The organism is Maridesulfovibrio sp. (assembly GCF_965230075.1).
GTDB lineage: Bacteria > Desulfobacterota > Desulfovibrionia > Desulfovibrionales > Desulfovibrionaceae > Maridesulfovibrio.
In genome coordinates this window covers 240845-267238 of record NZ_OZ245945.1, presented here as the reverse complement: position 1 = coordinate 267238, position 26394 = coordinate 240845, and the positions used below count along the sequence as shown (strand labels likewise).

General features: G+C 51.5%; 22 protein-coding genes. 14 read left to right on the top strand and 8 right to left on the bottom strand.

What is annotated here, in order from left to right; genetic code table 11:
* Nucleotide 1: 1 nt before the first annotated feature.
* Nucleotides 2–484, bottom strand: coding sequence for a type VI secretion system contractile sheath small subunit (tssB, locus tag ACO05Z_RS01185; RefSeq protein ID WP_421899580.1), 483 nt, complete (start codon nucleotides 482–484; stop codon nucleotides 2–4).
* 46 nt (nucleotides 485–530) lie between these two features.
* Complete coding sequence (gene tssA, locus ACO05Z_RS01180) at nucleotides 531–2087, bottom strand: type VI secretion system protein TssA (protein ID WP_421899578.1); 1557 nt, start codon at nucleotides 2085–2087, stop codon at nucleotides 531–533.
* A gap of 333 nt (nucleotides 2088–2420) precedes the next feature.
* Here tssA and ACO05Z_RS01175 point away from each other — a divergent pair, with 333 nt between their 5' ends.
* Both ACO05Z_RS01175 and ACO05Z_RS01170 read left to right on the top strand, forming a co-directional pair.
* The gene (locus ACO05Z_RS01175) at nucleotides 2421–4172 is read left to right on the top strand and encodes a YeiH family protein (RefSeq protein WP_421899575.1); all 1752 of its coding nucleotides are present in this window, start codon (nucleotides 2421–2423) and stop codon (nucleotides 4170–4172) included.
* Between the two features lie 70 nt (nucleotides 4173–4242).
* A complete protein-coding gene (locus ACO05Z_RS01170) occupies nucleotides 4243–4497 on the top strand; it encodes a hypothetical protein (protein WP_421899573.1) in 255 nt (84 codons plus the stop codon).
* A gap of 24 nt (nucleotides 4498–4521) precedes the next feature.
* Here ACO05Z_RS01170 and ACO05Z_RS01165 read toward each other — a convergent pair whose 3' ends face one another.
* Complete coding sequence (locus tag ACO05Z_RS01165; RefSeq protein ID WP_421899570.1) at nucleotides 4522–4866, bottom strand: hypothetical protein; 345 nt, start codon at nucleotides 4864–4866, stop codon at nucleotides 4522–4524.
* A gap of 112 nt (nucleotides 4867–4978) precedes the next feature.
* Here ACO05Z_RS01165 and ACO05Z_RS01160 point away from each other — a divergent pair, with 112 nt between their 5' ends.
* From ACO05Z_RS01160 to ACO05Z_RS01125, 8 genes are all read left to right on the top strand, one after another.
* Nucleotides 4979–7441: a c-type heme family protein gene (locus ACO05Z_RS01160; protein ID WP_421899568.1), complete on the top strand. Its 2463-nt coding sequence runs from the start codon at nucleotides 4979–4981 to the stop codon at nucleotides 7439–7441.
* Nucleotides 7441–8844 (top strand): sigma-54-dependent transcriptional regulator, encoded by a 1404-nt coding sequence (locus ACO05Z_RS01155; protein WP_421899565.1) that lies wholly within the window; start codon nucleotides 7441–7443, stop codon nucleotides 8842–8844. The genes ACO05Z_RS01160 and ACO05Z_RS01155 overlap by 1 nt, the downstream gene beginning before the upstream one ends.
* A 7-nt stretch (nucleotides 8845–8851) precedes the next feature.
* Complete coding sequence (locus ACO05Z_RS01150; RefSeq protein WP_421899563.1) at nucleotides 8852–9559, top strand: Crp/Fnr family transcriptional regulator; 708 nt, start codon at nucleotides 8852–8854, stop codon at nucleotides 9557–9559.
* A gap of 191 nt (nucleotides 9560–9750) precedes the next feature.
* Nucleotides 9751–11274, top strand: a complete 1524-nt coding sequence (locus ACO05Z_RS01145) for a sulfatase (RefSeq protein ID WP_421899561.1) — start codon at nucleotides 9751–9753, stop codon at nucleotides 11272–11274.
* Nucleotides 11275–11338: 64 nt separating this feature from the next.
* Entirely contained in the window at nucleotides 11339–11647 is a 309-nt protein-coding gene (locus tag ACO05Z_RS01140; RefSeq protein ID WP_421899558.1) for a thioredoxin family protein, read from the top strand.
* Between the two features lie 27 nt (nucleotides 11648–11674).
* Nucleotides 11675–12592 (top strand): NAD(P)/FAD-dependent oxidoreductase, encoded by a 918-nt coding sequence (locus tag ACO05Z_RS01135; RefSeq protein WP_421899554.1) that lies wholly within the window; start codon nucleotides 11675–11677, stop codon nucleotides 12590–12592.
* Nucleotides 12593–12600: 8 nt separating this feature from the next.
* Entirely contained in the window at nucleotides 12601–13983 is a 1383-nt protein-coding gene (locus ACO05Z_RS01130) for an SLC13 family permease (protein WP_421899552.1), read from the top strand.
* A gap of 107 nt (nucleotides 13984–14090) precedes the next feature.
* The gene (locus ACO05Z_RS01125) at nucleotides 14091–14963 is read left to right on the top strand and encodes a DMT family transporter (RefSeq protein WP_421899549.1); all 873 of its coding nucleotides are present in this window, start codon (nucleotides 14091–14093) and stop codon (nucleotides 14961–14963) included.
* On the opposite strand, the gene ACO05Z_RS01120 is transcribed toward ACO05Z_RS01125, so the two are convergent.
* Entirely contained in the window at nucleotides 14964–16253 is a 1290-nt protein-coding gene (locus ACO05Z_RS01120) for a glycosyltransferase family 4 protein (protein WP_421899546.1), read from the bottom strand.
* A gap of 103 nt (nucleotides 16254–16356) precedes the next feature.
* On the opposite strand from ACO05Z_RS01120, the gene ACO05Z_RS01115 reads away from it, so the two are divergent.
* Genes ACO05Z_RS01115 through ACO05Z_RS01100 form a run of 4 tightly spaced genes read left to right on the top strand, consistent with a single transcriptional unit; the run spans nucleotide 16357 to nucleotide 21018 of the window.
* Nucleotides 16357–17163 (top strand): protein phosphatase 2C domain-containing protein, encoded by an 807-nt coding sequence (locus ACO05Z_RS01115; RefSeq protein ID WP_421899544.1) that lies wholly within the window; start codon nucleotides 16357–16359, stop codon nucleotides 17161–17163.
* A gap of 58 nt (nucleotides 17164–17221) precedes the next feature.
* Nucleotides 17222–18265 (top strand): extracellular solute-binding protein, encoded by a 1044-nt coding sequence (locus tag ACO05Z_RS01110; RefSeq protein ID WP_421899542.1) that lies wholly within the window; start codon nucleotides 17222–17224, stop codon nucleotides 18263–18265.
* Nucleotides 18266–18275: 10 nt separating this feature from the next.
* The gene (locus ACO05Z_RS01105; RefSeq protein WP_421899539.1) at nucleotides 18276–19322 is read left to right on the top strand and encodes an ABC transporter ATP-binding protein; all 1047 of its coding nucleotides are present in this window, start codon (nucleotides 18276–18278) and stop codon (nucleotides 19320–19322) included.
* Nucleotides 19312–21018, top strand: coding sequence for an ABC transporter permease (locus ACO05Z_RS01100; RefSeq protein WP_421899536.1), 1707 nt, complete (start codon nucleotides 19312–19314; stop codon nucleotides 21016–21018). Before ACO05Z_RS01105 ends, ACO05Z_RS01100 begins: the two co-directional genes overlap by 11 nt.
* 15 nt (nucleotides 21019–21033) lie before the next feature.
* On the opposite strand, the gene ACO05Z_RS01095 is transcribed toward ACO05Z_RS01100, so the two are convergent.
* The 4 genes from ACO05Z_RS01095 to ACO05Z_RS01080 all read right to left on the bottom strand — a co-directional run bounded on the left by ACO05Z_RS01095 (nucleotide 21034) and on the right by ACO05Z_RS01080 (nucleotide 26390).
* On the bottom strand, nucleotides 21034–21858 hold the full coding sequence (locus ACO05Z_RS01095; RefSeq protein WP_421899533.1) for a thioredoxin domain-containing protein: 825 nt from the start codon (nucleotides 21856–21858) through the stop codon (nucleotides 21034–21036).
* Between the two features lie 79 nt (nucleotides 21859–21937).
* Nucleotides 21938–23164: a type II secretion system F family protein gene (locus ACO05Z_RS01090; protein ID WP_421899530.1), complete on the bottom strand. Its 1227-nt coding sequence runs from the start codon at nucleotides 23162–23164 to the stop codon at nucleotides 21938–21940.
* Between the two features lie 14 nt (nucleotides 23165–23178).
* Nucleotides 23179–24771: a GspE/PulE family protein gene (locus tag ACO05Z_RS01085; RefSeq protein ID WP_421899528.1), complete on the bottom strand. Its 1593-nt coding sequence runs from the start codon at nucleotides 24769–24771 to the stop codon at nucleotides 23179–23181.
* 14 nt (nucleotides 24772–24785) lie between these two features.
* Nucleotides 24786–26390: a secretin N-terminal domain-containing protein gene (locus tag ACO05Z_RS01080; RefSeq protein ID WP_421899525.1), complete on the bottom strand. Its 1605-nt coding sequence runs from the start codon at nucleotides 26388–26390 to the stop codon at nucleotides 24786–24788.
* Nucleotides 26391–26394 lie beyond the last annotated feature (4 nt).

Sequence of the window (26394 nt, the reverse complement as noted above, 5' to 3'; positions counted from 1 at the left end):
CCTACTCGATTCCAAGTTCTTTGAGCAGCTTTTCGCGTGCGCCATCATCCTTGACCAGTTCCTGAACTTTTTTCCTGAATTCCGGCACATTGGAGAGCGGACTTTTCAGGGCCTTCAGGGCTTCACGGAGTTCCATGAGCTTTTGCAGTTCCGGAACCTGCTTGATGATCCGGTCCGGATCGAAATCCTTGAGGCTTTCAAATTTGAGATTAACCGCCATCTGCGCATCGTCTTCACCGCTGAGTTTGTCTTCAACACCGAGTTTAAGCTCAAGATCCTGAGCCTTGAGCACTTCGTTGAAATTGTCCTTGTCGATGTTTACCGGGTCACGGTCCTCGACCATGCGGTCATCATCTTTCTGGGTAAAATCACCGACCACCAGCAGCTTGAGAGGAAGCTCGACTTCTTCCTTGGCGTCTCCGGTATCAGGCTTGTAAACAATATTGACCCGCTCCTTGGGAGCTACGGAACCTTCTTTAGCCATATTCAAGACCTCCGCTGAAAAGTTTCTGGGGAACAGTCCAAACCGTTTAGTTTACTCCGTTTATCTTCAACGCTTCCACAGGGCTGAGCCTGCTGATGCGCTGTAAAATCTCAATACTCTTTGCTGCTGAATCCGGTCCGCCCTCGGCAACCACTGCTTCATAGGCAGCCCGCAAACCGTTCAAGGCCAGCTCCGGCTCCCACTCTGCGAGTCCGGAACTGTCAATATGTTCCAGTAATTCAAGAGCATGCACATGGGCCACCCCGGCCTGTCCTTCTGCTGTCAGGAGTCCGGTTAAACCGGAACGCAGCCTGAAAGCAGAGCGCAAGGAGGGCGATGTATTGATCCTATCACAAATAAGGGAAACTGCCTCGAATATTTTTTTATCCGCAGCAAGTTGATTGGCTTTAACCATTATTTCAGCAACTTCATCACTATCAGAACCTGCGCCGGAACCTCCGCGCGCCCCTGTTTTGCCAAGGGACTGCAACCATGAACGGGTCTTGGGTTCGGCAAAGGGGGTGCCGTCGGCAAAACTCAAGGAAGCCAGAGCGGGCAAGCGCTGAACATAAAATTGCGTCTCCAGTTCAAGGGCACTCAACGCAGAGGTATAATTTTCCCCCAGCCCCTTGAGGGCTTCAGCAGACATGCGGCTCAGGTCGAGCCAGAAAAGATATTCCCCGATGCGGGATTCGGCCTCACGCAAGGCTCCGGCAAAATCAGCAGATTTAAGTTGGCTGGCAATGGAATCTTTAACTGGACCGTCCGGGGCAGGAATCATGGTCCGCCCATTTTCCGCCGGAGGAAGAGCGGAAATGGACGTCCACGCGATCATGCGCCGCAGCCTGTACCCCTCGGCTGCGGAGAGATCACTGGCGAGAAAATATTCAGAAACAGGACCGAGTGCGGAAAGTCCGCTTTTGAGTGCTGCGCTGCACTCTTCAGGAGAAGTGATGTTGCCTATGCTGACCGCAACCTGTGTGCTCGAACCAGCGGGAAGAACTGTGCCGGAATCAGTTATCCCGGGGGATTCGTTTTCAGTAGATGGTTTTTCAGGTTCGGGAGGAGCAGTAACAGGCAAATGACGTACATAACTTGATAAATCCCGAAGAATTGGCGCATCCTCGGATTTTTCAGCCAAGGCTGCGTCCAAATCATTAATCCGCTTATCCAGCAGATCAACGACCTCTTTGGGCAACTCGTCACCATCATAGTTCTTTAGAAATTTCTCAGCATTCTCGTCCCACCAGCTGATGGCTCCGAATCTGCCGCGCATACGCTTTTTGGCCGGATAAAGGGTATCCCAGAAATTGGATACAAGATCGAGCAACAGTTGTGCCCCTGCCGAAAGGCCTTCCACACCTTTAAGATGCAAAAGGGCCACAGCCAGATAAGAGGCTATTTTCAAATCCTTTGACTTACTGCTCAAAATAACAGAGCCAAGCTTGATCACCCGCTTCCAATCCACCGCCCCTCCGGCTGTGGCGCTGGCGAGCTTGTCGATTTCCTGCTGTAAAAGATCGTACTCCGGCTCGTAACGGGCATCCGCCCCGGCCGGGTGTTCTTCACTTACAGGCTTCCTGCCCAGGTCGAGTAGTTCCATGCTTCCTCCGCTTTCGAATACGTGCTGGAAAATCAGAGAGATATCCTGACTGCAACAGGCACAAACAGACTAGAGGCCAAATAAACAATATCATACTTGGATGCTTCGGAAAACACCGATCAATCTTATCTATAAAAAAATAACTGCAAACCTGGCTTTGCACCCCACTGGGTGCAACTGCAAGCCTGAGTAAACACCTCCAAGACAACTATTCTTTTATTTTAAGGCCCTTAGCTTTGATGAAATTCTGGCCCGCCTTTTGCCTAATGCAGGTCTACGGACACACGCAGGTCTCGGCCTGTTTTGAAAAATAATTTTGGAGGAATGTTAGAAATGGCAGAAAATGCAGCTAAGCAAAACAGCGAAGTAGTGGTCGACAAGGCTTCGAGCTCTTGGTCCGACCTCTGGAAAAAAGAAGATTACTGGGCCATCTGGCTGGGATTCCTGATCCTGACCGTTGGCGCGATAATCTTCTTCAACAACAAGCCCGCGGACATGGAAGCCAAGTTCGCCAAGCAGAACGCAATCATGACCGAGGAAGCCGCCCGCGCTCCCTTTAAAACCGTGGCTTGGTATGAGGCTCAGACCGCCAAGGAAAAAATCAAAGCCAAAAATGCCCCCATCGGTAAGGCCATTAAAGGGTTTATGGCTAAGCCCCAGAAATGGACCACCAACCCGCTGGACGCCTTCATCCAGACTCAGGAACAGGCTGATGCCAAAAACGCTGCAGCCATGCCTAAGTACAATAAAGCCAAGGCCGCTGCCGCAGCAGCCAAGACTGCAGCGTTTGATGCTCAGCTGAAAGCTGAACAGGCCGGATTCAAGGACGCAAGCCTGAACACTGCAGCTTCCGCATCCATTGAATCATGGCTGAAACTGCGCGCCAAAGAGTCTTCCGCTAAAAAGAAAATCAAGAACAAGCCATACAACCTGATTCCCTCCCTGCTGGCACTCATGGTCGGTTTCGGATTGTTCTTCTCAATAGGTATGCGTTTCATCGACGGTGACGCCAAGACCTTCCTCAAGGGTTTCGGTCTGGTTTTCGCCGTTGCCATCGCTTCTTACCTCATGGCCAGTCAGGCAACCATGAAGCAATACGGTATCGGTTACGCTGCATGGGCAATCGCCATCGGTCTGGTCATCTCCAACACCATCGGGACACCTACCTGGGCCAAGAAAGCCCTGCAGGTTGAATTTTTCATCAAGACCGGACTGGTTCTGCTTGGTGCGGAAGTTCTGTTCAACAAGGTTGTCGCCATCGGCATCCCCGGCATCTTCGTAGCATGGGTTGTTACCCCGGTCGTTCTGATCACTACCTTCATCTTCGGTCAGAAAGTCATCAAGGTGCCTTCCAAAACCCTGAACATGGTTATCTCCGCGGACATGTCCGTTTGCGGTACTTCCGCAGCTATTGCAGCTGCTGCGGCATGTAAGGCCAAGAAAGAGGAACTAACTCTCGCCATCGGCCTTTCCCTCGTCTTCACATCCATCATGATGATCGTCATGCCCGCGATTATTAAGGGAACCGGAATGCCCTTTATTCTCGGTGGAGCATGGATGGGCGGAACCATCGACGCTACCGGGGCTGTTGCAGCAGCCGGGGCCTTCCTCTCCGAAAAGGCTCTCTACGTAGCGGCAACCATCAAAATGATCCAGAACGTGCTTATCGGTGTAACCGCATTCGGTATCGCCATCTACTGGGCCACCAAGGTAGAAGCTGTTGAAGGACAGAAAGTACACGCCATGGAAATCTGGCACCGTTTCCCCAAATTCGTGCTCGGCTTCCTGACTGCATCCGTGATCTTCTCCATCGTCTACTCCTCACTTGGTTCCGACGCTGGCTTCACCATGATCGACCAGGGCGTGCTACGCGGCTTTTCCCGCATCTTCCGCGGCTGGTTCTTCTGCCTCTCCTTTGCAGCAATCGGACTGGCAACCAACTTCCGTGAACTCAAGCACTACTTCAAAGGCGGAAAGCCGCTCATCCTTTACGTATGCGGCCAGTCCCTCAACCTTTGCCTGACCCTGATCATGGCTTACCTCATGTTCTACGTGGTCTTCCCGGACATCACATCCAAAATCTAGACAACTGATATCACCCCACAAAAGGAGGGAGGCGCAAGTCGCTTCCCTCCGCCCCTAAAAGGAATTTAAGATGGAAAATAAATCACTCAGCGTCAGAATTACATCTTTCTTCGCCACCTGTGCCGTAATCTGGGCCATGGTCTTCGTGGCCGGTCCCATGCTTATCGATACCACCCCGGCCTTCCGCACATTGGCAGATTTCGTGGTCGAATCAGACATTGAAACAGGTGAATTTTACTACACAGACGTGGAAATAGTGGGACACGCAGACCACAACGCCCGCAGTTCCATGGAATACCTGCCCCACGGTCCCGGACCGGATTAGCCTCCGAGGCTACAAAACCTTTAATTAGGGCTTGAACATGGCATCGATCATCTTTCCCGCACTGATCAGATAATAACCGGTGCGGGGAACAGCTCCGAGGAAGTAACCAAGCTGTTCAAGCTCACTGCCACCGAAGCCCAGAATGGAATAATAAATTTTGAAGCAGAGGATGAGGAGTAAAAAGCAGAGAATGGTCATAGGCACTGCCCCGCTAAGGCGGGACAGGAAAGTCTTGGCTGGAATCTTCTTTTGAAAAAACAGAACCAGAGAAGCAGCACATTCAAGAAAACCGTTCCAACCACGGACAAACATGTCCGCACTGATGATGCCTGCCAGAACCGCTGCCAAAAAAAGGAATAAACTGTTCATGGCTCCCCCTGCCCGTAATCAGTTCGTCCAAAAGATCACCCCATTTAATAATACATTACCCTCTGCAGGCAATTACGGTCAAGGACTGCGGGCTTGACAACGGGTGGGCCGGTTGTACACTTCAGCTATGCGCAAAAGCATGAAACTCCCCAGACCATACTCCATTCAGAGCAAATTTCTTTTAAGCCTTATCCTGACCTCCCTGATCATCGGAGGGCTTCTTTTTGCGGGCTTTTCCATGCACATGAACAAAGTGCTCGAAAACGTGGTCCGCGACAAAGCACGCATGGTCTTCGGACAGGTAGATTCAGTACAAAACTACGTACGCGGCGTACTCCGGCCCCAGATGTATGAAGAACTGCCGGATAAATTTGTCATTCAGGCCATGTCATCATCATTTGTCACCCGCAACATCATGGCCCGCGAAGAAGACAAAGACTCAACTTATTCTTACCGCCGTGTCGCCAAGGGAGCACGCAATCCCGACTATGAAGCCAATGAAATCGAACTGGAACTGATCAACCATTTCAGGGAAAATCCCAAGCAGACATTCTGGGAAGGATATAAAAACATACATGGTGAAAAACATTTTATCATGGCCCGCCCTGCCATATTCAAAGAAAGCTGCCTGCGCTGCCACGGTAAGATTGAAGATGCTCCGGTGGAAGTAATTGAACTATACGGGAACCGCGGTTTCGGACACCCGGTGGACAGCATCGGCGGAGTTGACTTTGTAGGCTTGCCGGTCAGCGCTTCCGTGGCCCGCATCCAGAACACCATAATGACCTACATCGCTATCTTTGCCTTGGCAGTACTGCTTTATCTCGGTGCCACCAATGTGCTTTTCAAACGAATAGTGGCGAACAATATCCGTATCCTGACCACCAATTTCCGCCGCAATTTCAGCGACGAAAAAGGCGTGGCCCTGTTCCGTGAGGTGGAACAGGAAGATGAAATCGGCGAAATGATCGGTGGTATTGAAAAACTCAGCGATTACATGTTCGATGCCCGCCAGAGACTTCAGGATTATGCATCCAACCTCGAACATATGGTCGAAGAACGGACCGGGGAGCTTGAACTGGAAGCCGCAGCCCGTCAGTCTGATGTGAAACTTTTCGTACAGCTTCTGGCCGGGTCCAGCAGCAGCCAGTCACGGGCAGAGCTTTGGAAGGCGGCACTGCCCCTGATTCACAAAAGATTCAATCTTGAACGGACCGCCTATGTGTGCACCTTTTCCAGTAAGAATTTCTATTCCATACCGGAAAACATGGAGCGCCCGGACCTGCCCGAAAACTGGGTGGAACTGCTGACCGAATCCGTTCCTTTGATTAAAGATGATCGGGCCCATATCCCTGTTGAATCCTCTTCAGGAAGTGCCGAAGGTTTGCTTTGCCTGTTCCGCAAGAAAGGTTCTTCCTTCCGGGAAAAAGACCGCATCGTATTGCGGGCCATAGGCCGTCAGCTCGGAATTGCTGCGGACAGTATTTCCGCCCTGAACAGCATTGTGCGCCACAATACCAATCTGCAATCAATCTTCGAAGGTATCAGCGATCCGCTTCTGCTTGCTGACGGAACAGGAGCCCCTATTGTAGCTAATGAATCTGCCCGCAAGCTTGGGGAGGAACTTTCCGAGGGCTGCATCACCGACGGAGGGGTTGTCAGCCTGCTCTGCCACGGACCGGGGGATTCAGCAAATTGCGGCATTTCCAAATCGCTGCTGATGAATGAACCGCTTTCACGGGAAGTATCCCTGCCGGAAGGCCGTTCTTTTGCCATCAATATCTACCCCATCCACCACACGGAAAACCCTCATGAGCGCCGGGTGGTTGTCTACGTCCATGAAACTACCAGCCAGAAAAAAATGCTGGCCCAGATGACTCAGGCCGAGAAAATGGCAACTGTAGGCAAACTTTCTGCGGGGCTGGCCCACGAAATCAATAATCCGCTGGGAGTAATTCTCTGCTATGCTGAACTCTTGAAAAAGGGAGCCAGCGGACAGAGTGCGGAAGATGTTGAAGTCATTCTCAAACACACCAGACAAGCCCAAAGTGTTCTCAAAGATCTGTTGAACTACGCTCGTCCCAAGGTTTCATCTGCAACCGGGACAGAATTTGCCGGGATCATCCGCGAAGTCGCCGATGTTTTCCGCATTCAGGCAGACAAGCAGGGCGCAAAAATAGAGCTTGAACTTGATGAATTTACCCCCAAACTCAATGTTGAACCGCAGGCCCTTGAACACATTGTCGCCAACCTGCTCTTGAATGGCCTTGATGCCGTACCGGAAAACAAAGGTAGATTAAAAGTAACCCTCGCTATGGATGATTCTGAGCAGGTCGTGTTCAAAATAATGGATAACGGACCCGGTATTGCGCAGGAAGATTTGCAATATGTTTTCGACCCGTTCTACACCACTAAAGAAGTAAACAAAGGTTCCGGGCTGGGGCTGGCTGTGGTATTTGGATTTATGAGCGACATCGGCGGTTCCATTGAAGTTGAAAACGGTGATGAAGACAAAGGAGAATTGTCCGGCGCCGTGTTCACCCTGAAATTTCCCCTCACCGCTAAGGATAAATAATGGTTGAAACAAACCAGCAGAAAATACTGATAGTTGATGATCAGGAAGACTTTGCCCGGGGGATTAAGCGGCTGATAGAAGTAGCCTTCCCCGAAAATGAAGTACTCGCAGCTTTTAACGGAGAGCAGGCACTTGCTGTGCTTAACTCGCAACAGATAAGCCTTATGGTCAGCGACCTCCAGATGCCCGGGATGAATGGGCTTGAGCTTTTGAAAACCGCCCTTGCGCAAAACAATGGACTTTCCGCAGTCATGCTCACCGCGCACGGAACAGTTGAGACTGCAGTGGACGCTCTCAAGGCCGGGGCCTACGACTTCGTGACCAAACCCATTGAGCAGGAGAACCTGTTCCGGGTCATCAGCAAAGGGCTGGAACGAAGCCGACTACTTGAGGAAAACCGACTGCTGCGGGCTCAAATCGAACAACATAAGGACCGCTTACTAGGGCAAAGCCCGCTCATGCAGCAACTGAAGCAATCAATCGGAGCTGTAGCCCGCACGGATTACAACGTCCTGATCATGGGCGAATCCGGCACAGGCAAGGAGCTGGTTGCCGGGATGGTCCGTGACCTAAGCTCCCGGGCGGACAAACCTTATGTAACCGTCAACTGCACAGCCATTCCCGACAATCTGCTGGAAAGCGAACTTTTCGGACACGTTAAGGGAGCCTTCAGCGGTGCTGACCATGACCGCGAAGGACTTTTCCTGCGTGCCGACGGCGGTACAATCCTGCTCGATGAGATAGGTGATATTCCTCTGGAAACCCAAGCCAAACTGTTACGCGTCCTGCAGGAAGGGGAGATTAGACCAGTCGGTTCAGACCGCTCAAAAAACATCGACGTAAGGGTGCTTGCCTCCACCAATCAGGACCTGCCCCGGCGCGTGGCAGAGAAAACTTTTCGCGAAGACCTCTATCACCGTTTGAATGTTCTGCCATTGAACCTGCCGCCGCTGAAGAAACGGACCGGAGACATCCCTTTATTGACCCGCTACTTTGCCCAGAAAGCCTGCATTGAATTGGGACTGCCGGAAAAAGAACTGGACCCCGCTGTTGTCGGACATTTAAGCGCCCAGAACTGGACCGGTAATGTCCGAGAACTGCAGAACACCATGCGCAAACTGGCTGTGTTCAGCACCGGAGAATCCATAACCATGCTGGCTGTGGACATGGCGGAAGGTAAAATGTCAGCAAAAGCGGAGAATGATTCCATGGCGTCCCTGCCTTACAAGGAAGCCAAGCAGCAGCTGGTGGACAGTTTCAGCCGAAGCTACATCAGCGACCTGCTGTCGCGTACCAATGGGAATGTTTCCGAAGCCGCACGTAACTCCGGGCTGTCACGGGTGGCAGTGCAAAAGATGCTGGCCAGATTCAACCTGAAGCCTGCCCTTTTTAAGAAAGACTAGAGCGATCATGAGCACAGAAAAGATATTTCGTCAGGAAAAAGCCTTTTTCAGCATTGAAGGTATCAATTCCAGCTGGGAAGCCGTGCTGGAGAAGGCAGTACAAAGCACCCTGCCCAAAGATCATGAAATTGAGGCCAACCATCCTGATTATTTCTTTTTCCTGCTTAAAGGTGCAGTCAAACTATCCTGCCTTTCAGAAAACGGTCAGGAGCGGGTGGTCATGCGCATCGGTCCGGGAACCCTTTTCAACGAAGTTTCGCACATCCATACTTCATTGTTTCAAAGTCATAGCCTGCATACATTGGAAGAATGTGTTGTGGCCCGCTTTTCCAAATCAATCCTTGAAGATAAAGAGTTTTTCCGCCAGCACCCGGAACTGGCCTGCAACCTGATCCACTCACTGGGTATCAAGGCTGGAGCTTTCTTTGCCCAGCTTTTTGATTCCGGCCTGCTTGAAGTGAGCACACGGGTCAGCCGTTCCCTATACCAGCTCTGGCAGGAAAACGGAGAATCCGAATCCTTTTCCCCGGGGCTGACCCAAAGCGAACTGGCCTCCACCCTCGGAGTCCACCGCAGTTCCTTATGCCGGGTAATCAAGGCCCTGCGCCAGCAAGGGATTATCGGTAAATTCACCAAAACCACCCTTGAAATTCTTGATCCCGATAAGCTTTCCCGTGAAGCGGGCGGTCTGCTCTTCCAGCACTTAAGCTTGTGATATAATCAGCAATCATTTCTAAATTGCTCTCCCTCCCTGCAGGATTGCTCCCCTGTTCCAGCTGAAAAAATTTCAACCTAATTAATTTTTGTCTCATATGAGACAGAATTTTTCCTTCCCCTGCTCCATATGTGAAAAAAAGCGCGAGGCGAAATTCAATGCTTCGCAAACATTTTTCAAGGAGCTGCACAATGTCCTTTGACAGAAGCAAAATCAAAAATGTGGTATTCATCATGCTGGATACCCTGCAATTCAACTATCTCGGATGCTACGGCAACGAGACCGTCAAGACACCCAACCTTGACCGTTTCGCCCGCCAGTCCGTTCTTTTCGAAAACGCATACAGCGAAGGCGTACCCACCATCCCGGTCCGCCGTGCACTCATGACCGGACGCTTCACCCTGCCTTACGGCGGCTGGCAGCCTCTGGGAAGCGATGACACCACCATCACCGACATCATGTGGGGCCGCAACATGCAGACCGCGCTGATTTATGACACCGCCCCCATGCGACTTGCCAAATTCGGCTACTCCCGCGGTTTCGATTACGTGGACTTCTGCCCCGGTCAGGAACTGGACCACACCACTTTTGAAAACGAGCCTCTCGATCCGGCCCTCAAACCCGAAGATTTCACCTCCGCCACCATGGTCTGGGATGAAAACGGCGAATACATTGATGACGAAAGCCCGCAGCTTCTGGACGAAATCGGCTGCTTCCTGCGCCAGCAGCAGCACCGCCGCACCGAAGCCGACAGCTACGTTGCCAAGGTCATGAACCGCACCGACCACTGGCTCAAGGAGCGCCGCGACAAGAACCGCCCGTTCTTCCTCTGGGTAGACTCATTTGATCCCCACGAGCCTTGGGATCCGCCGTCCGTATGGAAAGGCGAGCCCTGCCCCTACGATCCCGAATATGAAGGCAACCCCATCATGCTTGCCCCGTGGGTTCCGGTGGAAGGCCGCATCACCGAACGCGAATGCGAACACATCCGCGCCCTGTACATGGAAAAAATCACCGACGTAGACCGCTGGGTAGGCCGCATTCTGGATTCCATCCGCGAGCAGGGCCTCATGGACGAAACCATGGTTGTGGTCATGTCCGACCACGGACAGCCCATGGGCGAAGGCGAGCACGGCCACGGCATCATGCGTAAATCCCGCCCCTGGCCTTACGAAGAACTGGTCCACGTACCGCTGATGATGCACATCCCTGGTGTTGAAGGCGGACAGCGTATTTCCTCCTTTGTGCAGAACGTGGACGTAACCGCCACCATCATGGACGTACTCGACCTCATCGACACCGAAGACGGTATCAGCGATCACGGCATGAAAACTTTCGGTGCTGAAGATTATCAGGGCGAAAGCCTGCTGCCCATGATGCAGGGTGAAGTGGACAAAATCCGCGACTACGCCATCGCCGGTTACTACGGCATGTCATGGTCCATCATCACCGATGATTACAGCTACGTACACTGGCTGGTCAGCGAAGATGAAAAGAACAACGCCGACTGCGTGGAAGGCGCGGACAAGGTCATGTCCGAAGACATGTGGACCTGCACAGCCGGAGCCAAGATCGAAGTGCCCCAGCACAACGAACTTTACGACCGCCGCAAGGACCCCTTCCAGCTGAACAACATTGCCGAAGAGAATCCCGAAAAAGCCGAAGAGCTGCTCCAAAAGCTCAAGCTCGTCATCGGCGAACTGCGCACTTCCTAATTTAAACCAACAAGGGCGGTCCGCTGATCCGGACCGCCCATAATAATATTTCATTGGAGATATCATGTTTACCGAACTGACCGACACAAACTATGCCCAGACCTTAGCTGACACCGAATCCGGTGTGCTCATCTGCTACAAGCAGCAGTGCCCGCACTGCAAGAACATGGAAAAGGTGCTCGAAAAATTCAGTAAAAAAAATCCTGATGTGAGCCTGTTCAAACTGGACAGCGAATCCAACCCCGAAGCACTGGCAGACCTTGATTCCGAACGCGCCCCGACCATCTTCGTCATCAAGGGCGGAGAAAAAGTAGCCCGCAAAGGCGGCCTGATGAACCCCAAAGAAATGAAGGCCTTCTTCGCTTCCGCATAGAAGCAATTTTAAGCAACGGGAGAGATCATGAGTGAGAGCACAACATACGATATGGTAATTGTCGGTGGCGGACCTGCCGGGATGACCGCTGGGATTTATGCCGCCCGCGCCGGACTGAAAGCTATAATCCTTGAGGAGAACATTACCGGCGGACTGGTCAACTCTACTTACACAGTAGAAAATTTTCCTTCCTACCCCACCATCCACGGCATGGATTTGATGAAGAAGATGCGCGCCCACGTGGACAGCCTTGAGGTAGAAGTGGAGGAGGTCTGCGAAATTGAAAGCATGGACCTTGAGGGAGAGCTGAAAAGCGTGGAAACAGATGAAGGTACTTTCAAGGCCAAAACGGTCATCATCTGCACCGGACGCAAGCCCATTCCACTTGATGTGCCCACTGAATGCGATCAGGTCCACCACTGCGCCATCTGCGACGGCGGCCCCTACAAAGGCAAGCGAGTTCTGGTAGTCGGCGGCGGCAACAGTGCCTTTGACGAAAGCCTGTACATGATCACCCTCGGCATCGAACACATCACCCTCGTTGAGGTCATGGACCGCTTCTTTGCTGCTAAGGGGACTCAGGACCAGTTAATCGGCAGCGGAAAAGTTGACGCCCGCACTGAAACCAAAGTTGTCGATCTTGTTGTAGAAAACGATGAACTTAAAGCCGCGGTACTGGAAAATGTTTCTACAAGCGAACAGGAAACTGTAGCAGTTGACGGAGCCTTCATCTTTCTGGGCCAGAACCCCAACAACGAACTTTTTGCCGAGAAGATCAAGCTATCCAAGAACGGCTACGTCATCACCGACGAAAACATGGCAACCAGCATCCCCGGTGTTTTTTCCGCAGGCGATATCAACGATAAAGCCTACCGTCAGATAACTACAGCCATGTCCGACGGAACAATTGCGGCTTTGGCTGCTGAAAGATATATTCGTACATAGGAAGAACCATGACCAATGCAATGCAAACAATAAAAAAATGGGCCATGGCCGCTGCAATCGGTGCCACCGGGGCTTTCATCATGCACGATCCGGGCAACCCCAAGATCGCCCTCTACTGGTTTGAGACGATCTTCGCCATCGCCGGTTTCGCCTTTGAAATCATGCCCCTGTTCGCCACTGCAGTATTGCTGCTCATGGCTTATATTGTCACCGGGATTGCCACCCCGGACCTTGCCTTCGTGGGCTGGACCACTCCGATCCCATGGGTATGCATGTGCGGTATGCTTATCGGTGTACTCATGGAAAAGACCCGTCTTTCCAACCGTATCGCCCTGTTGGCCATCACCCGCATCGGACGCACCCCCCTGCGTCTTTACATTGCCATGATTGTTGCCGGTTACGCCGTGGGAGCCATCATCCCGGACGTCATCACCGTAACCATCCTGTTCATGGCTATTGCTTCCGGCATGTGCTCGGCCATGAAGCTGGATAAAGGCTCCAAGGCAGCCACCACCCTGATTATGGCTGCATTCTTCGGTGCCACAGTCCCGGCCACCAACTACCTGCCCAACAACGTCGGCATTGTCGGCCTGCTCATGGTCAAGGATATGGGCGTACCCATTCAATGGCTTAGCTTCTTTATCGAGAACATTGCCTTTGCCCTGCTGGTAGGCGTTGCCTGTGTGGGTATCCTGCACTTCTTCGGTTCCAAAGAACTGGGTAAATACATGGACCAGTGCCTTGAGCATGCCAGTGAGAATCTCACCGCCATGGGTTCCATCACCCGTGATGAAAAGAAAACCCTAGCCCTGACCACACTGGCCCTTGCCGCATTTGCCACCGAAACACTGCACGGCATCCCCGGCTACTATGCATTCTGCGCCGTGGTCCTGCTGGGCTTTACCCCGCTTTTCAACCTGCTCAAGAAAGAAGATGTTGGACAGGTCCAATTCTCAATCCTCTTCTTCATTGTCGGCTGCATGGCTATCGGTATTGTAGCCGGAAGCCTCGGCATCCCTGCATGGATGGCCGGGAAGATAGTACCTTACCTTGAGAGCGTCCAAAGTTTGGCCGGTTCCTCCCTGCTGGCCTACTGCACCGGTATTCTCGCCAACTTCGCCCTGACCCCGGTTGCAGCGGCAACCTCGCTGAGTATTCCGCTGGCTAAAATCGCCACCACCCTTGGCATGGACATCAAACCGCTGCTCTACAGCTTCTTCTATGGACTGGACCAGTTCCTTTTCCCCTACGAACTGGCTGCGGCGCTGATCATGTTCGCCACCGGATACGTACGCATGCGTTACCTGATGCTGATCATGGCAATCAGGATGCTTTGCGGAGCCGTAGCGGTCTGGATCGTCGCTTCCACATACTGGCAGTGGATTTTCTAACCACACCTCCTTAGAGGGGCGGACTGAGTCCTCGCAGTCCGCCCTCATCCATTCAATATAATTTTTTAATTACTGAAGGCCCGCAAGGGTTCTCAGGAGAGTTTTTCATGTCTAAATCCCTTCTTCTCGTGGCCCTTGCCGTAGTCCATATCATCTGGGGCGGTGGATTCATCGTCCTCAAAATGGCGCAGGAATTCTTCACCCTCGAACAGATTCTACTGGGCCGCGTATTCTTCGCATCCCTGCTCTATCTCATCCTCTGGTCACGCATTCCCAAACCCACTTACCAAAAAGGTGACTGGAAAATGCTCCTGCTCCTCGCCCTGTGTGAACCCTTCCTGCTCTTCATCTTCGAAACCTTGGGGCTGCAATACACCTCCGCTTCACAAGGCGGAATGATCGTGGCCTGCGTACCCATGACCGTGGCTATAGGAGCCTATCTTGTTTACAGGGAAAAAATAAGCCGCCGCTGCATGGCCGGGATTCTGTTCGCGGTTGTGGGGGTGGGTATTGTTTCTGCTTTCGGGGAAGCAAACGAACATGGCAGTAACCCGCTACTAGGCAACTTCTTTATCTTCTGCGCTGTGCTTTCAGCCACCTGTTACGCCCTGACTGTGAAGCACCTCGCGGCCCGCTACCATTTCATGTACCTCTCGGCCATTCAGGTCTTCGGGGCCACCATTCTATTCCTGCCCGGGGCACTCATGTCCCCCATGCCGGAAAATCTGAACTGGCAGGCCTTGGGCGCGCTGGTATATCTGGGGCTGGGAATCACCTTTCTGGTCTACTTCGTAATCAACTACGCCCTGACCCAAATCAAGGCCGCCCACGTGATCCTTTTCTCCAACCTTATCCCGGTGGCAACCCTCGCCCTTGCTTTCCTGATTCTTGGAGAAACACTCACTCCGGTTCAATACGGCGGTGCCGCCCTTGTGCTTGGCGGGATGTTTCTGGCCGGTTCCCCGGATTCTGTGGAATAGCTATCGCGAAATGGCCTGCTCATACACTAGAGCAATGCGCTGAAAAATATTGGCCCATGTATATGGGGCTGTCAGTTCTGAGATGGCGGTAAAATCAGGTTCTACATTTTCCTGCACCTCGCTGATGCTGGCCGCGAGCGCTTCTTGAAGCTCCCTTTCCAATAAAAGTTCATCTTCAGGGCGGGGGGAATCTATCGTCTGTAATGGAGGAAGGTAAACCATCCTAACCAGCTGCTGGGTTTGCCCGGAAAACAATTCCTTAACTCCGGGCAAATCCGTGGTCACGATGCGGCAGCCACAGGCCAAGGCTTCCAGCAATACCAGCGGAAGGCCCTCGAAGAACGAGGGTAGAACAAAAATATGGGCGCAGCGCATTAAATCTCCAAGCTGCTGATGCGAAAGAACGCCATGCACAGTAACCCGCTTACCGAGCTGAGCGGCAAGCTCAAGACATTGCTGTTTTTCCGGCCCACTGCCCCCGCCAACAAGATGCAGATGAAACGGCAGGTCATCGAGTTTAGCCAAACACTTTAACAACCAAGGGACGCCTTTGGCCCGGTTGAGCTTGCCGGCGTAGAGGATTCGTACTGTTTCCTGATCCGATTCATCAGAACAGGCATAAAAGCACTGCTGGTTGAATCCGCCGCTGATGGTTTCCACCCGCTCTTCAGGCAGGTTCAACAGCTCCAGAATCTGCTGCTTCTGCTGCCCGAAAAGAGCGATAATCCGGTCAATGCCCGCCAGATCAGCCAGTAATGAGCGTCCCAAGTCCGGACAGAGGTGATGCTGGCGCAAACATGTGCCGTGACAGGTTGTGACCAAAGGGATGTCCGGCGCGACCCGTCTGGCTGCGGCTGTAGCCATCCATAAATGGTTCGAGTGGATCAGGTCCGGCGCAAATAACTTTACAGCTTTAGCCACCACCCGTTCAAACACCTTCCGGTAGGCAACGACTTCTCCGGCAGTGAGTTCTGAGCAGACCTTGCTGGGATAGGGCATGACATCACTCATACCGACTACCTTAAAATCCAGATCCCGGTCTTCAAAACGCACGAACAGGCAATGGCCCGGATCGATTACTCCGGCAAGCGGCGTATCTTCAAGCTTGAATCCCTTGGGCACACCGGTCACAAGAAAGGGTTCATAGCCTCTATTCAAACTTTGCTGGATCATTTCCTGCACATATTTACCGCTGCCTGTGGCATCCGGAATCTGGCTCAAAAGATGAAGGATTCTCATATCCAAGGCATAGGCAGGATTCCCGATCCGGTCAATATCCTCTCTCGGCATTGATTACTGCCTCACACTCTTATCGAACACCCTGATAGGTACTCCGCTAAACAATAGAACTTAGCTATTTGATGTGATTTTTATATTCCTGTTATGGGAAGGAATGCAGGTAGAATCGATAATAGAACACGGTACCGGGATCATCAACGAAGATTGCCTTATTATGGAGGACAATCTTTTCGGTGTATTTGACGGAGCCACCAGCCTGACTTCAGAGACATACGAAAATGGGCATACAGGCGGTTTTCTGGCTTCCAACCTTGCAGGTGAAGAATTCCGGAAAAACCACGGCACCATGAAAGAGCTGGCAAAACGGGCCAACCGGGTCATCCGGCAGGAAATGGCCCAACGCAACGTCAACCTGTCCAGCAAAAAAGCCCTCTGGAGCACCAGCGCGGCCGTTGTCCGCATTAAGGATAACATGCTGGAATGGGCCCAGATAGGTGATTGCCGAATTGTCTGTATTTATGAAAGCGGCGAATTTGAATTTCTCTGCCAGTGCCCGGATCAGGACCTTGAAACCCTGACCATATGGAAGGAAGTAGGCTCGGAAACAGAAGCTCCCATCGGGGAGGCCCTGCATGAACAGATTGCTAAAGTCCGCTGCCGCATGAATCTGGACTACGGAGTTTTCAATGGCGAACCGGAAGCAATCAACTTCCTCCAGACCGGAAACCATGACCTGACAGGCGTTCGCAACGTTTTGTTGTTCACCGACGGGCTGCTCATGCCCAATGAGAAGCCTTGGGAAGAGCGCGACTACAACGATCATGTCGACCTCTTCCGCCAGTCCGGGCTAAAAGGTCTCCGCGACCATATCCGCAGCATCGAGGCTACAGACCTCGGCTGCCGCACCTACCCCCGCTTCAAAACCCACGACGATATCGCAGCAGTCGCCATTAATTTGTGATCGCTGTGTAAATATTAAATGTATTTCCAACACATAACTGCCTGAGGGAGGGCAAAAAATGAACATCAGCACTCATATCAAATGGGCTGTACTGGCTCTGCTTGTAATTTTGGTAATTCCGGCAGCAGCAATGGCCGCGGATGCAAAGCTTGAAGACAAGGTAGTGGTCTACTCCACTCACGGCGAATCAATGCTGGAGCTTGTGGCCGATGCTTTTGAAGAGAAGACCGGAGTCGCAGTTGAGTTCATCAACCTCAAAGGCGAACTGGCCGACAGAGTTCGCGCTGAAAAGGCCAATCCGCAGTCCGATGTCATGTACGGCGCTCCTTCCTCTGTTTATCAGGAACTCAAAAAAGAAGACCTCTTTGCCCCGTTCACCCCGGCCTGGGCCGCAAAGATCAATCCCCTTTTCAAGGATAAAGACGGCTACTGGTACGGAACCATTCAGACTCCGGTACTGATGTTCTACAATAGCAAAATGATAAGCAAAGCCGATGCCCCCAAGGACTGGTGGGATTTGGCCGACTCCAAGTATAAAAATAAAATCGTATCCAGAAACGCTCTTTCCTCTTCAGCCCGCGCAACCTACTCCGCACTGCTGCAACAGTTCGACAAAAAAGGAGAACTCAAGCAGGGCTGGGAATTCCTGAAAGACATGGATGCTAATGTAAAACGCTACTACGGCAGCGGCTCTCTGCAATTTCAGGCCGTGGGCCGCAAAGAAGCTCCTTTGAGCTTTGCCGTGCTCAACTCCGTGATCGACAATAAAATCAAGAACAAGATGGACCTTGAAATTATTGATGCCGAAAGCGGCTCCCCGGTCATCACCGACGGTATCGCAGTGATCAAAGGCGCAAAGCATCCCAATGCGGCAAAAGAATTTGTTGAATTCGCTGGTGGAGCAGAAGCACAGGCCATGCTTGCCAACAAATTCAATCGCATGCCCACTCTTCCTGAAGCCATTGCCAAAGCCCCGAAATGGATGGGTGAAATCAAATTCCGAGTCATGGATGTGGATTGGGGCGCTCTCGCCTCCAAGCAATCCGCATGGATGCAGAAGTGGGATATGGAAATCAAGGACTCCGGTAAGGATAAAAAATAAGGAGACTGCTATGGGGGCTGTTGTCCTTGAGGGAGTGGAAAAATCCTTTGACGGCATTAAGGTCTGTTCACAAATAGACCTCTCCATTAATAAAGGTGAGTTCTTCACCTTTCTCGGTCCTTCCGGATGCGGAAAAACAACATTGCTGCGCCTGATCGCGGGGTTCATTACCCCGCAGTCCGGCGCAGTTTTCATTGATGGCAATGAAGTCACCAAACTCCCCCCGGAAAAGCGTAAAGTCGGGATGGTTTTTCAGAACTACAGTCTTTTCCCCTACCTCACCGTAGGTCAAAACATCGAATACGGTTTGACCATCCAGAAAAAGAGCGCCCGTGAACGGCAGAAAATTGTAGAACTTTACATGGACATGGTCGGCCTGAGCGGATTTGGCGGGCGCAAGGTCACGGAGCTTTCCGGAGGGGAACAGCAGCGCGTAGCATTGGCCCGTTCACTGGCTGTGGAGCCGGAGGTACTGCTTCTGGACGAGCCTCTTTCCAATCTGGATGCCCGCCTGCGCGATAAAATGCGCTCTGAAATCAAGTCCCTGCAAAAACGACTGGGCATTACCACCATATTTGTAACCCATGACCAGACCGAAGCCCTGACCCTTTCGGACCGAATTGCAGTATTCGACAAAGGACGGGTGGTACAGGTCGGAACTCCAAAGGAAATTTACGATACCCCCGGCAATGTCTTTGTTGCCGGATTTGTAGGGGACACCAACCTATTCCGGGTGACTCGCTCCGGGAACACGATCCGGCTTGAGAGTGGGATAAAGCTCAATATACCCTCAACATCCGGTCCCGGAAACTGGCTGTCCATACGTCCCCAGAATATCAGAATTTCAGCAAAACCGATTCATGAACCAAACTCTTTTCAAGGCCGACTGCTGGAGAAACAACTTAACGGGGTCTGGATAGATTCGATCATTGAAGTGGGAAGCACGGTCTTACGCGTTGCTGAATTGAATACATTCGAGATGAAAGGGGAACTGCAGCCCGGAGACAATGTCTGGGTAACACTTCCCGAAAACGGCCTCAGGCTCCTTGAAGATTAAGCCGGGCAGGTTTGCTGTTGCCATGAAAGAAGTGAGAAGAAGAATCGTTCCAGGCATCGGGGTGCTGGCCCTCCTCTTTGTTCTGCTGGGATATGTTCTGTATCCCGCCCTGACCACAATGCTGAAAAGCCTTGCTGTGGAAGGTGGATTCGGAGTTGAACATTACACCATTTTTTTCACTTCCCCCATCAGCCTGCTGGTTTTAAGCAACACTCTTGTGTTGGGCGGTCTGACCGTATTGCTCTGCGGAATTGTGGGAACCGGGCTAGCTTTTCTGGTCCATTACTTTGAGTGTCCTTACCGCAACCTGCTCGACAAGCTCCTGCTGCTTCCGGTCATGATGCCCGGGATCATCATTGTTTTTGCTTTTGTTCAACTCTACGGCGAAAGCGGACTGGTCACTAAAAGCATCGAACTGCTTTTCGGGCTTGATGAAGCGCCATACAGCTTTTCCGGATTACCGGGAATCCTATTTGTCCATATCTACACCCAGTACGTATATTTCTACCTTACGGTCTCTCTGGCTATCCGGCAGATAGACCTATCGGTCATTGAAAGCGCCCGGATATTAGGTGCATCACGGTCCAAAATTTTCGTTTCAATAATCCTGCCCTACCTGACTCCGGCAATAATCACTTCTGCGGCAGTTACCTTTATGACCGGAATGGGTTCTTTCACCGCCCCAAGCATCATCGGTGACGGCTACAAGGTCCTGACCACCCAGATTCTGCTTTCAAAGGCCAATAATTTCATGGAAACGGCTGCGGTTCAGGTTGTAATCCTGACCAGCGTATCGATGATCTTTTTCGCCCTATTGCGCTGGTATGAAAAACGTAAACTCTTCTCCGGTTCGGTTAAAGGAGTTCCCTTTCAACCGCTCAGGATAAAAAGCACATGTATGCGCAGGCTGGCCACAGCTCTTAAAGCTATACTGGTACTGATGATCCTGCTGCCGTTCATCACGATCATAGTCCTATCCTTTGTCGATTCAGCTTCGTGGATGGTGAGTGTCTATCCGCAGGAGTTTTCACTGGATAATTTTACAACCGTACTTTCAAGGGCACGCAAATTCAGGCCGTTTAAAAACAGCATTGAAATGTCACTGCTGGCGGCATTCATCTGCCTGCTGGTGGCAGTCCCGTCCTCCTGGATAATTGAAAAGACAAAGCTGAAAGTTAAAGGACTGATCGAGTTTTTGGTCATACTCCCATGGGCAATGCCCGCCAGTGCCATAGCCATCAACATAATCATCGCCAATAGCAAGCCCACAATATTCTCCCTCAATACAGTGTTGGTGGGAACTTATATTCTGCTGCCGTTAGGCTATTTCATCAAATCCCTGCCCATTGTGGTCAGGATTACCCACATTTCCTTTCAGGGGTTGAACTCAACATTGCTTGAAGCATCCAGAAGCCTTGGGGCATCAGGATTGAGGACATTTAGAAAAGTTGCCCTGCCCATAATCTATCCGGGACTTCTGGCCGGATTTCTCTATGTATTCGTACGCTGCATCGGCGAGTACACCATCTCGGCATTTCTCTACACCGCATCCAACAAGCCCATATCCATTGCCATGGTCAATGCCATTTTCGAATATGATATCGGGCTGGCCATGGCCTACGGCACCCTACTCATAGCCCTGACCGTATGCCTGAGCACCATACTAAGCAAAATCAACCCCTTGGATGGGCATTAATCTACCTGACAGCAATCACATCTGGTTCAGACAATCTTCGCAGACTTCCCCTTCTTGGGTTACACCTGCTGCTTCCGGCTCTATTTTTTCAAGAATAAGGTCAACCATCTTTTCGAACCTGTCTGCAGGAAGGTATCCCCGTACAACAACGCCATTAATGAGAAATGTCGGGGTTGCATTTATCTTAAATTCGCCAGCTTCTTTCTCATCAGCCAGCAGAACTTCCTGCACCTGTACAGAATTGCTGATTTTCTGAAGCTGCTCATAATCCACGCCAATTTCATCAAGAATAACACTCAGCACGTCACCGGATTTATCTTCGTAAAGCTCTTTCTGGCGCTTAAAGACCAGATTATGAAAATGATAAGCTTTTGTCTTATCAAGGATAGCTAAGGATTCAAAAAACAAAGCCAGTTGCCGCGAATTTTCGTTCATAGGCAGGTGCTTAAAAATGAGCCTGTATTTCTCAGGCTGCTCTTGGACCAAAGAGCTGACCACGTTTGCGCCCTTGCTGCAATAAGGGCACAAAAAATCAGAGTATTCCACGATAGTTACCGGAGCATCCGGATTGCCGAGCAGAATTCTTTCGGCCTGAATTCGGGGCTTAAGGGGATTTTTTATTTCCGCTTCAAGCTTGGCTTCCCGCTTTAATTTTTCACGCTCACTTATGCCTTGCTCAAGAAGGACCAGCATATCCATTTTCCGCTCACTCAGGGCATCAAGAACAATCTGGGGATTTTCGCGTATAGCCTCGGCAATCTGCTCCTTGAGCATCTGCTTATTAACACAACCGGAAATCAGAGCAGCAAGTGCCAGAATCAACAAAATTCGCTTCAACATGAGATACCTCCATACAGACTGAAGCCAAGAACAAAAATATTATCTTTAAAGATACCAGCCTGAAAACTTTATGTAAACGCTACCCGGCCATAAGCTGCATCTGAAAGACCGGAAGTAATATTGCCATGACGATGAACCCGACCACCGCGCCCATGACCAGAATCATGATCGGTTCAAGAAGCGAAGTGAGGTTTTTAACCAGTTGATCCACTTCCCGTTCATAATGTTCAGCAATTTTGCCGAGCATGGTATCCAAAGAACCGGATTCCTCGCCCATGGAGATCATTTCGGTAACATAAGGCGGGATAATGCCGCTCTCCTTGAGCGGAGTTGCCAGCTTACTGCCCTCACGGACCTCGGCGGTGGCCTTCTCCACAACTTTTGAGACAGCCACATTTCCGGTAACCCCAGCACTGGATTGCAAGGCAGTCAGGAGAGGAACACCGGAACCGATCAATGTTCCCAGAGTACGGCACCAGCGGGCCATGCTGACCTGAATAACAATGGGCCCCAAAGCTGGAATTTGTAATTTGGCGCTATCGATGCTCATCCGTCCGCCGGGAGTGGAACCGATCTTTTTCCAAGATGGAATGGCGATGAGCAAAAACAAAGGCAAAAGCCACCATGTCTGCTGCAAAGTATCTGAAATATCAATGAGCAAACGGGTGGCAATGGGCAACTTTTGGCCCATGCTGGAAAACATCTGAGCAAACCTCGGAACCACAAGCAGCATCATGGTAATGATAGCCCCAACCATGGCAATGAACATAATCGCTGGGTAGATCATGGCACCGGAAACCTTGGAACGCAGGTCTTCCTGAGCCTCGCGCATGAAGGCCAATCGGTCCATAGCCTTATCCAGCATGCCACCGGTCTCCCCTGCCGCCACCAGCGAGACATAGAGTATGTCGAAATATTTGGGATATTCAGATAAAGCCCGCGACAAGGGCATGCCCTCACGCACACGGGAATTGATGGTACCGATGACCTCTCCGAGCAAAGTACCTGCGTTCTGGTCATGAAGAAACGAAAGCGCCCGCACAAGGGGAAGGCTGGAACCCAGCAATGTGGCAAACTGGCGGGTAAAAGCCGTTACCTGCTTATAGCTGATACGTTTACCGAAAAGAGGTTGGCTCTTTGCTTTTCCCTTCTCTGATTCACCCGGGCGATTATCCTTGCCCTCCACCCGCAACACCCTGATTCCCTGCCCGGAAAGTTCACGTTGCACAGCAGCGGCATCGACAGCTTCCATCTCGCCGGAAAGCTGCTGGCCGTCTTTGAGAGCCATATAAGTAAACTTTGCCATAGGTGCTCCAACTCTTAGTTATCCTGAGCCATTCGATACACTTCCTCTTCCGTGGTCAGCCCCTTGGCAGCCTTAGCAAGTCCATCCTGAAGCAGAGTGCGCATACCTTCCTTCTGCGCCTGCGCTCCAATATCTGCGGCACTGGCTCCGTTCTGGATAAGCGTCTGGATTGCCGAAGTATTAATCAGCAATTCGAATATCCCGAGCCTGCCCTTATAACCGGAACCGTCACAAACCTCACAGCCCACAGCCTGCCACTTACCGTCCGGCCCCTGTTTCTTGCAATTGCTGCACAGCCTGCGCAAAAGCCGCTGAGCCATAGCTCCGGCAAGAGTGGGCGCGGCAAGGTAAGGAGCAATGCCCATCTCCACCAGACGAGTGATCGCCGTGGGAGCATCATTGGTATGCAGGGTGGAAAGCACAAGGTGTCCGGTCAGGGAAGACTGAATGGCAATTTCTGCAGTTTCGAAGTCGCGGATTTCCCCGACCATGATTACATCAGGGTCCTGACGCAAAATACTTCTAAGGGCCGCGGCAAAGGTCAGTCCGACCTTGGGATTAACCTGAATCTGATCTATACCGCGCAGTTGGTATTCAACCGGATCTTCAGTGGTAATAATCTTAAGTTCCGGCGACTTGATGTAATTCAGCGAAGCGTAGAGCGTGGTAGTCTTACCGGACCCGGTCGGTCCGGTAACCAAGATAGCTCCATGGGGACGGTGAACAAGGCTTTTCCATGTTTCGAGCATATCCGGCTCAAAGCCTACATCTGAAATATCGACCTTGATTGAAGATTTATCCAGAATACGCATAACCACCCCTTCCCCGAACACGGTCGGCGTGGAGGCCACACGGATATCATAATCGGACTGCTCCATCTTCAAACGGATACGTCCATCCTGCGGAATCCTGCGCTCGGCAATGTCCAGATTGGACATGATCTTGATCCGCGAAATGATAGCCGCCTGATACTTTCTGGGTACGGTGTTGACCACATGCAGAATGCCATCCACCCGGAAACGGATCTCCAGACCGTCTTCATAGGGCGATATATGAATATCCGAAGCTCCCTGAGCAATAGCATCGCGGAAGGTATTGTTTACCAGACGGATGACCGGTGCGGCCTGCGCCATATCACGCAGGTCCTCTACGTCATCCAGAGAATCAAGGTCTTCATCCAGACTGGTAAAGACTCCTTCCATGCCTTCGCCGGAATAAGCCCGCTCCAAAGCGTCCACAAGATTATCCGCCGGAGCGAGGACCATATGTACGGTCATCTCCAAAGCCTGTTCCATCTCGGATACGGATGTTCCCAGAAAAGGGGTGGCTACAGCCACACGAAGCACCCCGTCCTGCTCCTTTGCCAAGGGCAGCAGCAAATGGTTCTTTGCAAAACTCTCCGGCACAAGCTGCACCACTCCCGGCTCGGCAAGGTAGGTCTTATCCAGCTCCATCCATTCCAGACCGAGTAACTCAGCAGTACTCTTGAGCGCATCCTGCTCAGACTCCCCGGCCTGTCTTAGACGCTGCCACCAGCCTCTGGCCCTGTCCGGAGAGGATAGGTCGTGAGATGTTGCCGGAACAAGTTTTACTTCGTTTTCCTGCATAGCTCTTTCCGGGGCTAGAGGTCGAAAATCAAACCGAATTCATCCACAGCCATGGGGCTCTGGGCCTTACGCAGACCGCTCATTTCATCAGCCTCGTCCGGGGTGGCGATTACATATGGAGTCAGGAACAACAACAGTTCCGACTTGGTCATCTTGTCGTCCTGAGTGCCGAACAAGGGTCCTAGTACGGGCATATCCCGTAAGTAAGGAGCGCCCTTCTTATTCAAGTCGCCGTTAACGGTCATAAGACCGCCGATGACCAAAGTCTGGGCATCCTTGACCAGCACGGTAGTTGAGGCCGCACGGTCCGTGGACTGCCACTTATCCGGGTCGGTCTCATCTGCGAGCAGGCTGGAAAGAGTCTGTTCAATCTTAAGGGTCACGTCCCGGTTTTCCGCGATGGTGGGTGTAATCTGGAGCTGCATGCCGAACTTACGATGGTCATAAGTTTTGATTACATTCTGCTGCGAAGTCACCGAGGTCTGGGTCAACTTTAGAATAGGGATTTCCGTACCAACGGCAATACTTGCCTTCTGGTTGTCCAAAGCTACGATATGCGGCGCGGAGACTACTCTGGCGCTATCATCCGAGGCAAAATAGTTCATCATCATTTTGAAATTATCCGAGTTGATGATGGAAAACTTCAAGGCCTCCTGCGCCGTATTAGCTATTCCGGTAGGATCGAAGATGTGTCCGAAATCCATGGCCCCTTTGACGTCTGTGCCGTCAATATTAGTTGAAAACATCCACTCAAAACCGAGCTTGGTTTCATCGGTCAGGGTAACTTCCACTAGGTAAGCCTTAATGGAAACCTGCATGGTACGAACATCAAGCTTGCCTATTATTTTGTCGATGTCCGCATGAACACTTTCCGGGGCCAGCACGATCAGGGAATTAGTCTCCTCCATGGCAAGAATCTGGACTGTATGCTGGTCAACCTTGCCCACCTTCTCGGTATAGAGCTTGGTCAGCATCGGGGCCACAGTCTTGGCCTCAATGTATTGCAGTGAGTAAGTCTTGGAAGATGGCAGAGAACCGGGGTGATCAATATGACCGATCAACTCCTTGATCTTGTTCACATTAGCGGCAGTATCCGTAAACACGATATAATTATTTGATTTACCAGAAAATATTGACCCCTCAGGAGAGAGAATCTGCCTGAAGTCAGCTATCACGTCAGCCGCTTTCAGATACTTAAGCGTGATGACTTCCGTAACCATCTGGTCACCGCCCACAGTGATGGTATCGACGTTGAGTCCTTCATGAACAGCCATGCTTTTGGAGACAATTTTATAGTACCCGCTCTGCTGGACAAGGGTGTAGCCTCTCATGTCCAGCACTGAATACAGCAAACGCAAGGCTTCAAACTTACTCACCGGCTTCGGGGAAATAACCGTCACCGGCCCCTTGAGTTCAGGATTGGGAATAAACGTCTTGCCCATTAGATGCGAGTAAAATTCCAGCACGGCCATAATATCCGTCTGCCGGAAATTTATCTCGATCAGATTTTTTCCTTTTGGCGCTGCATGGGCAGCTTCTCCCGACACCCCTTTTATCGGAATGATGCAGAGCATTATCAGAATGACAAACCATCGTATGTTGTGGGCAAGTCTCATCATGAAC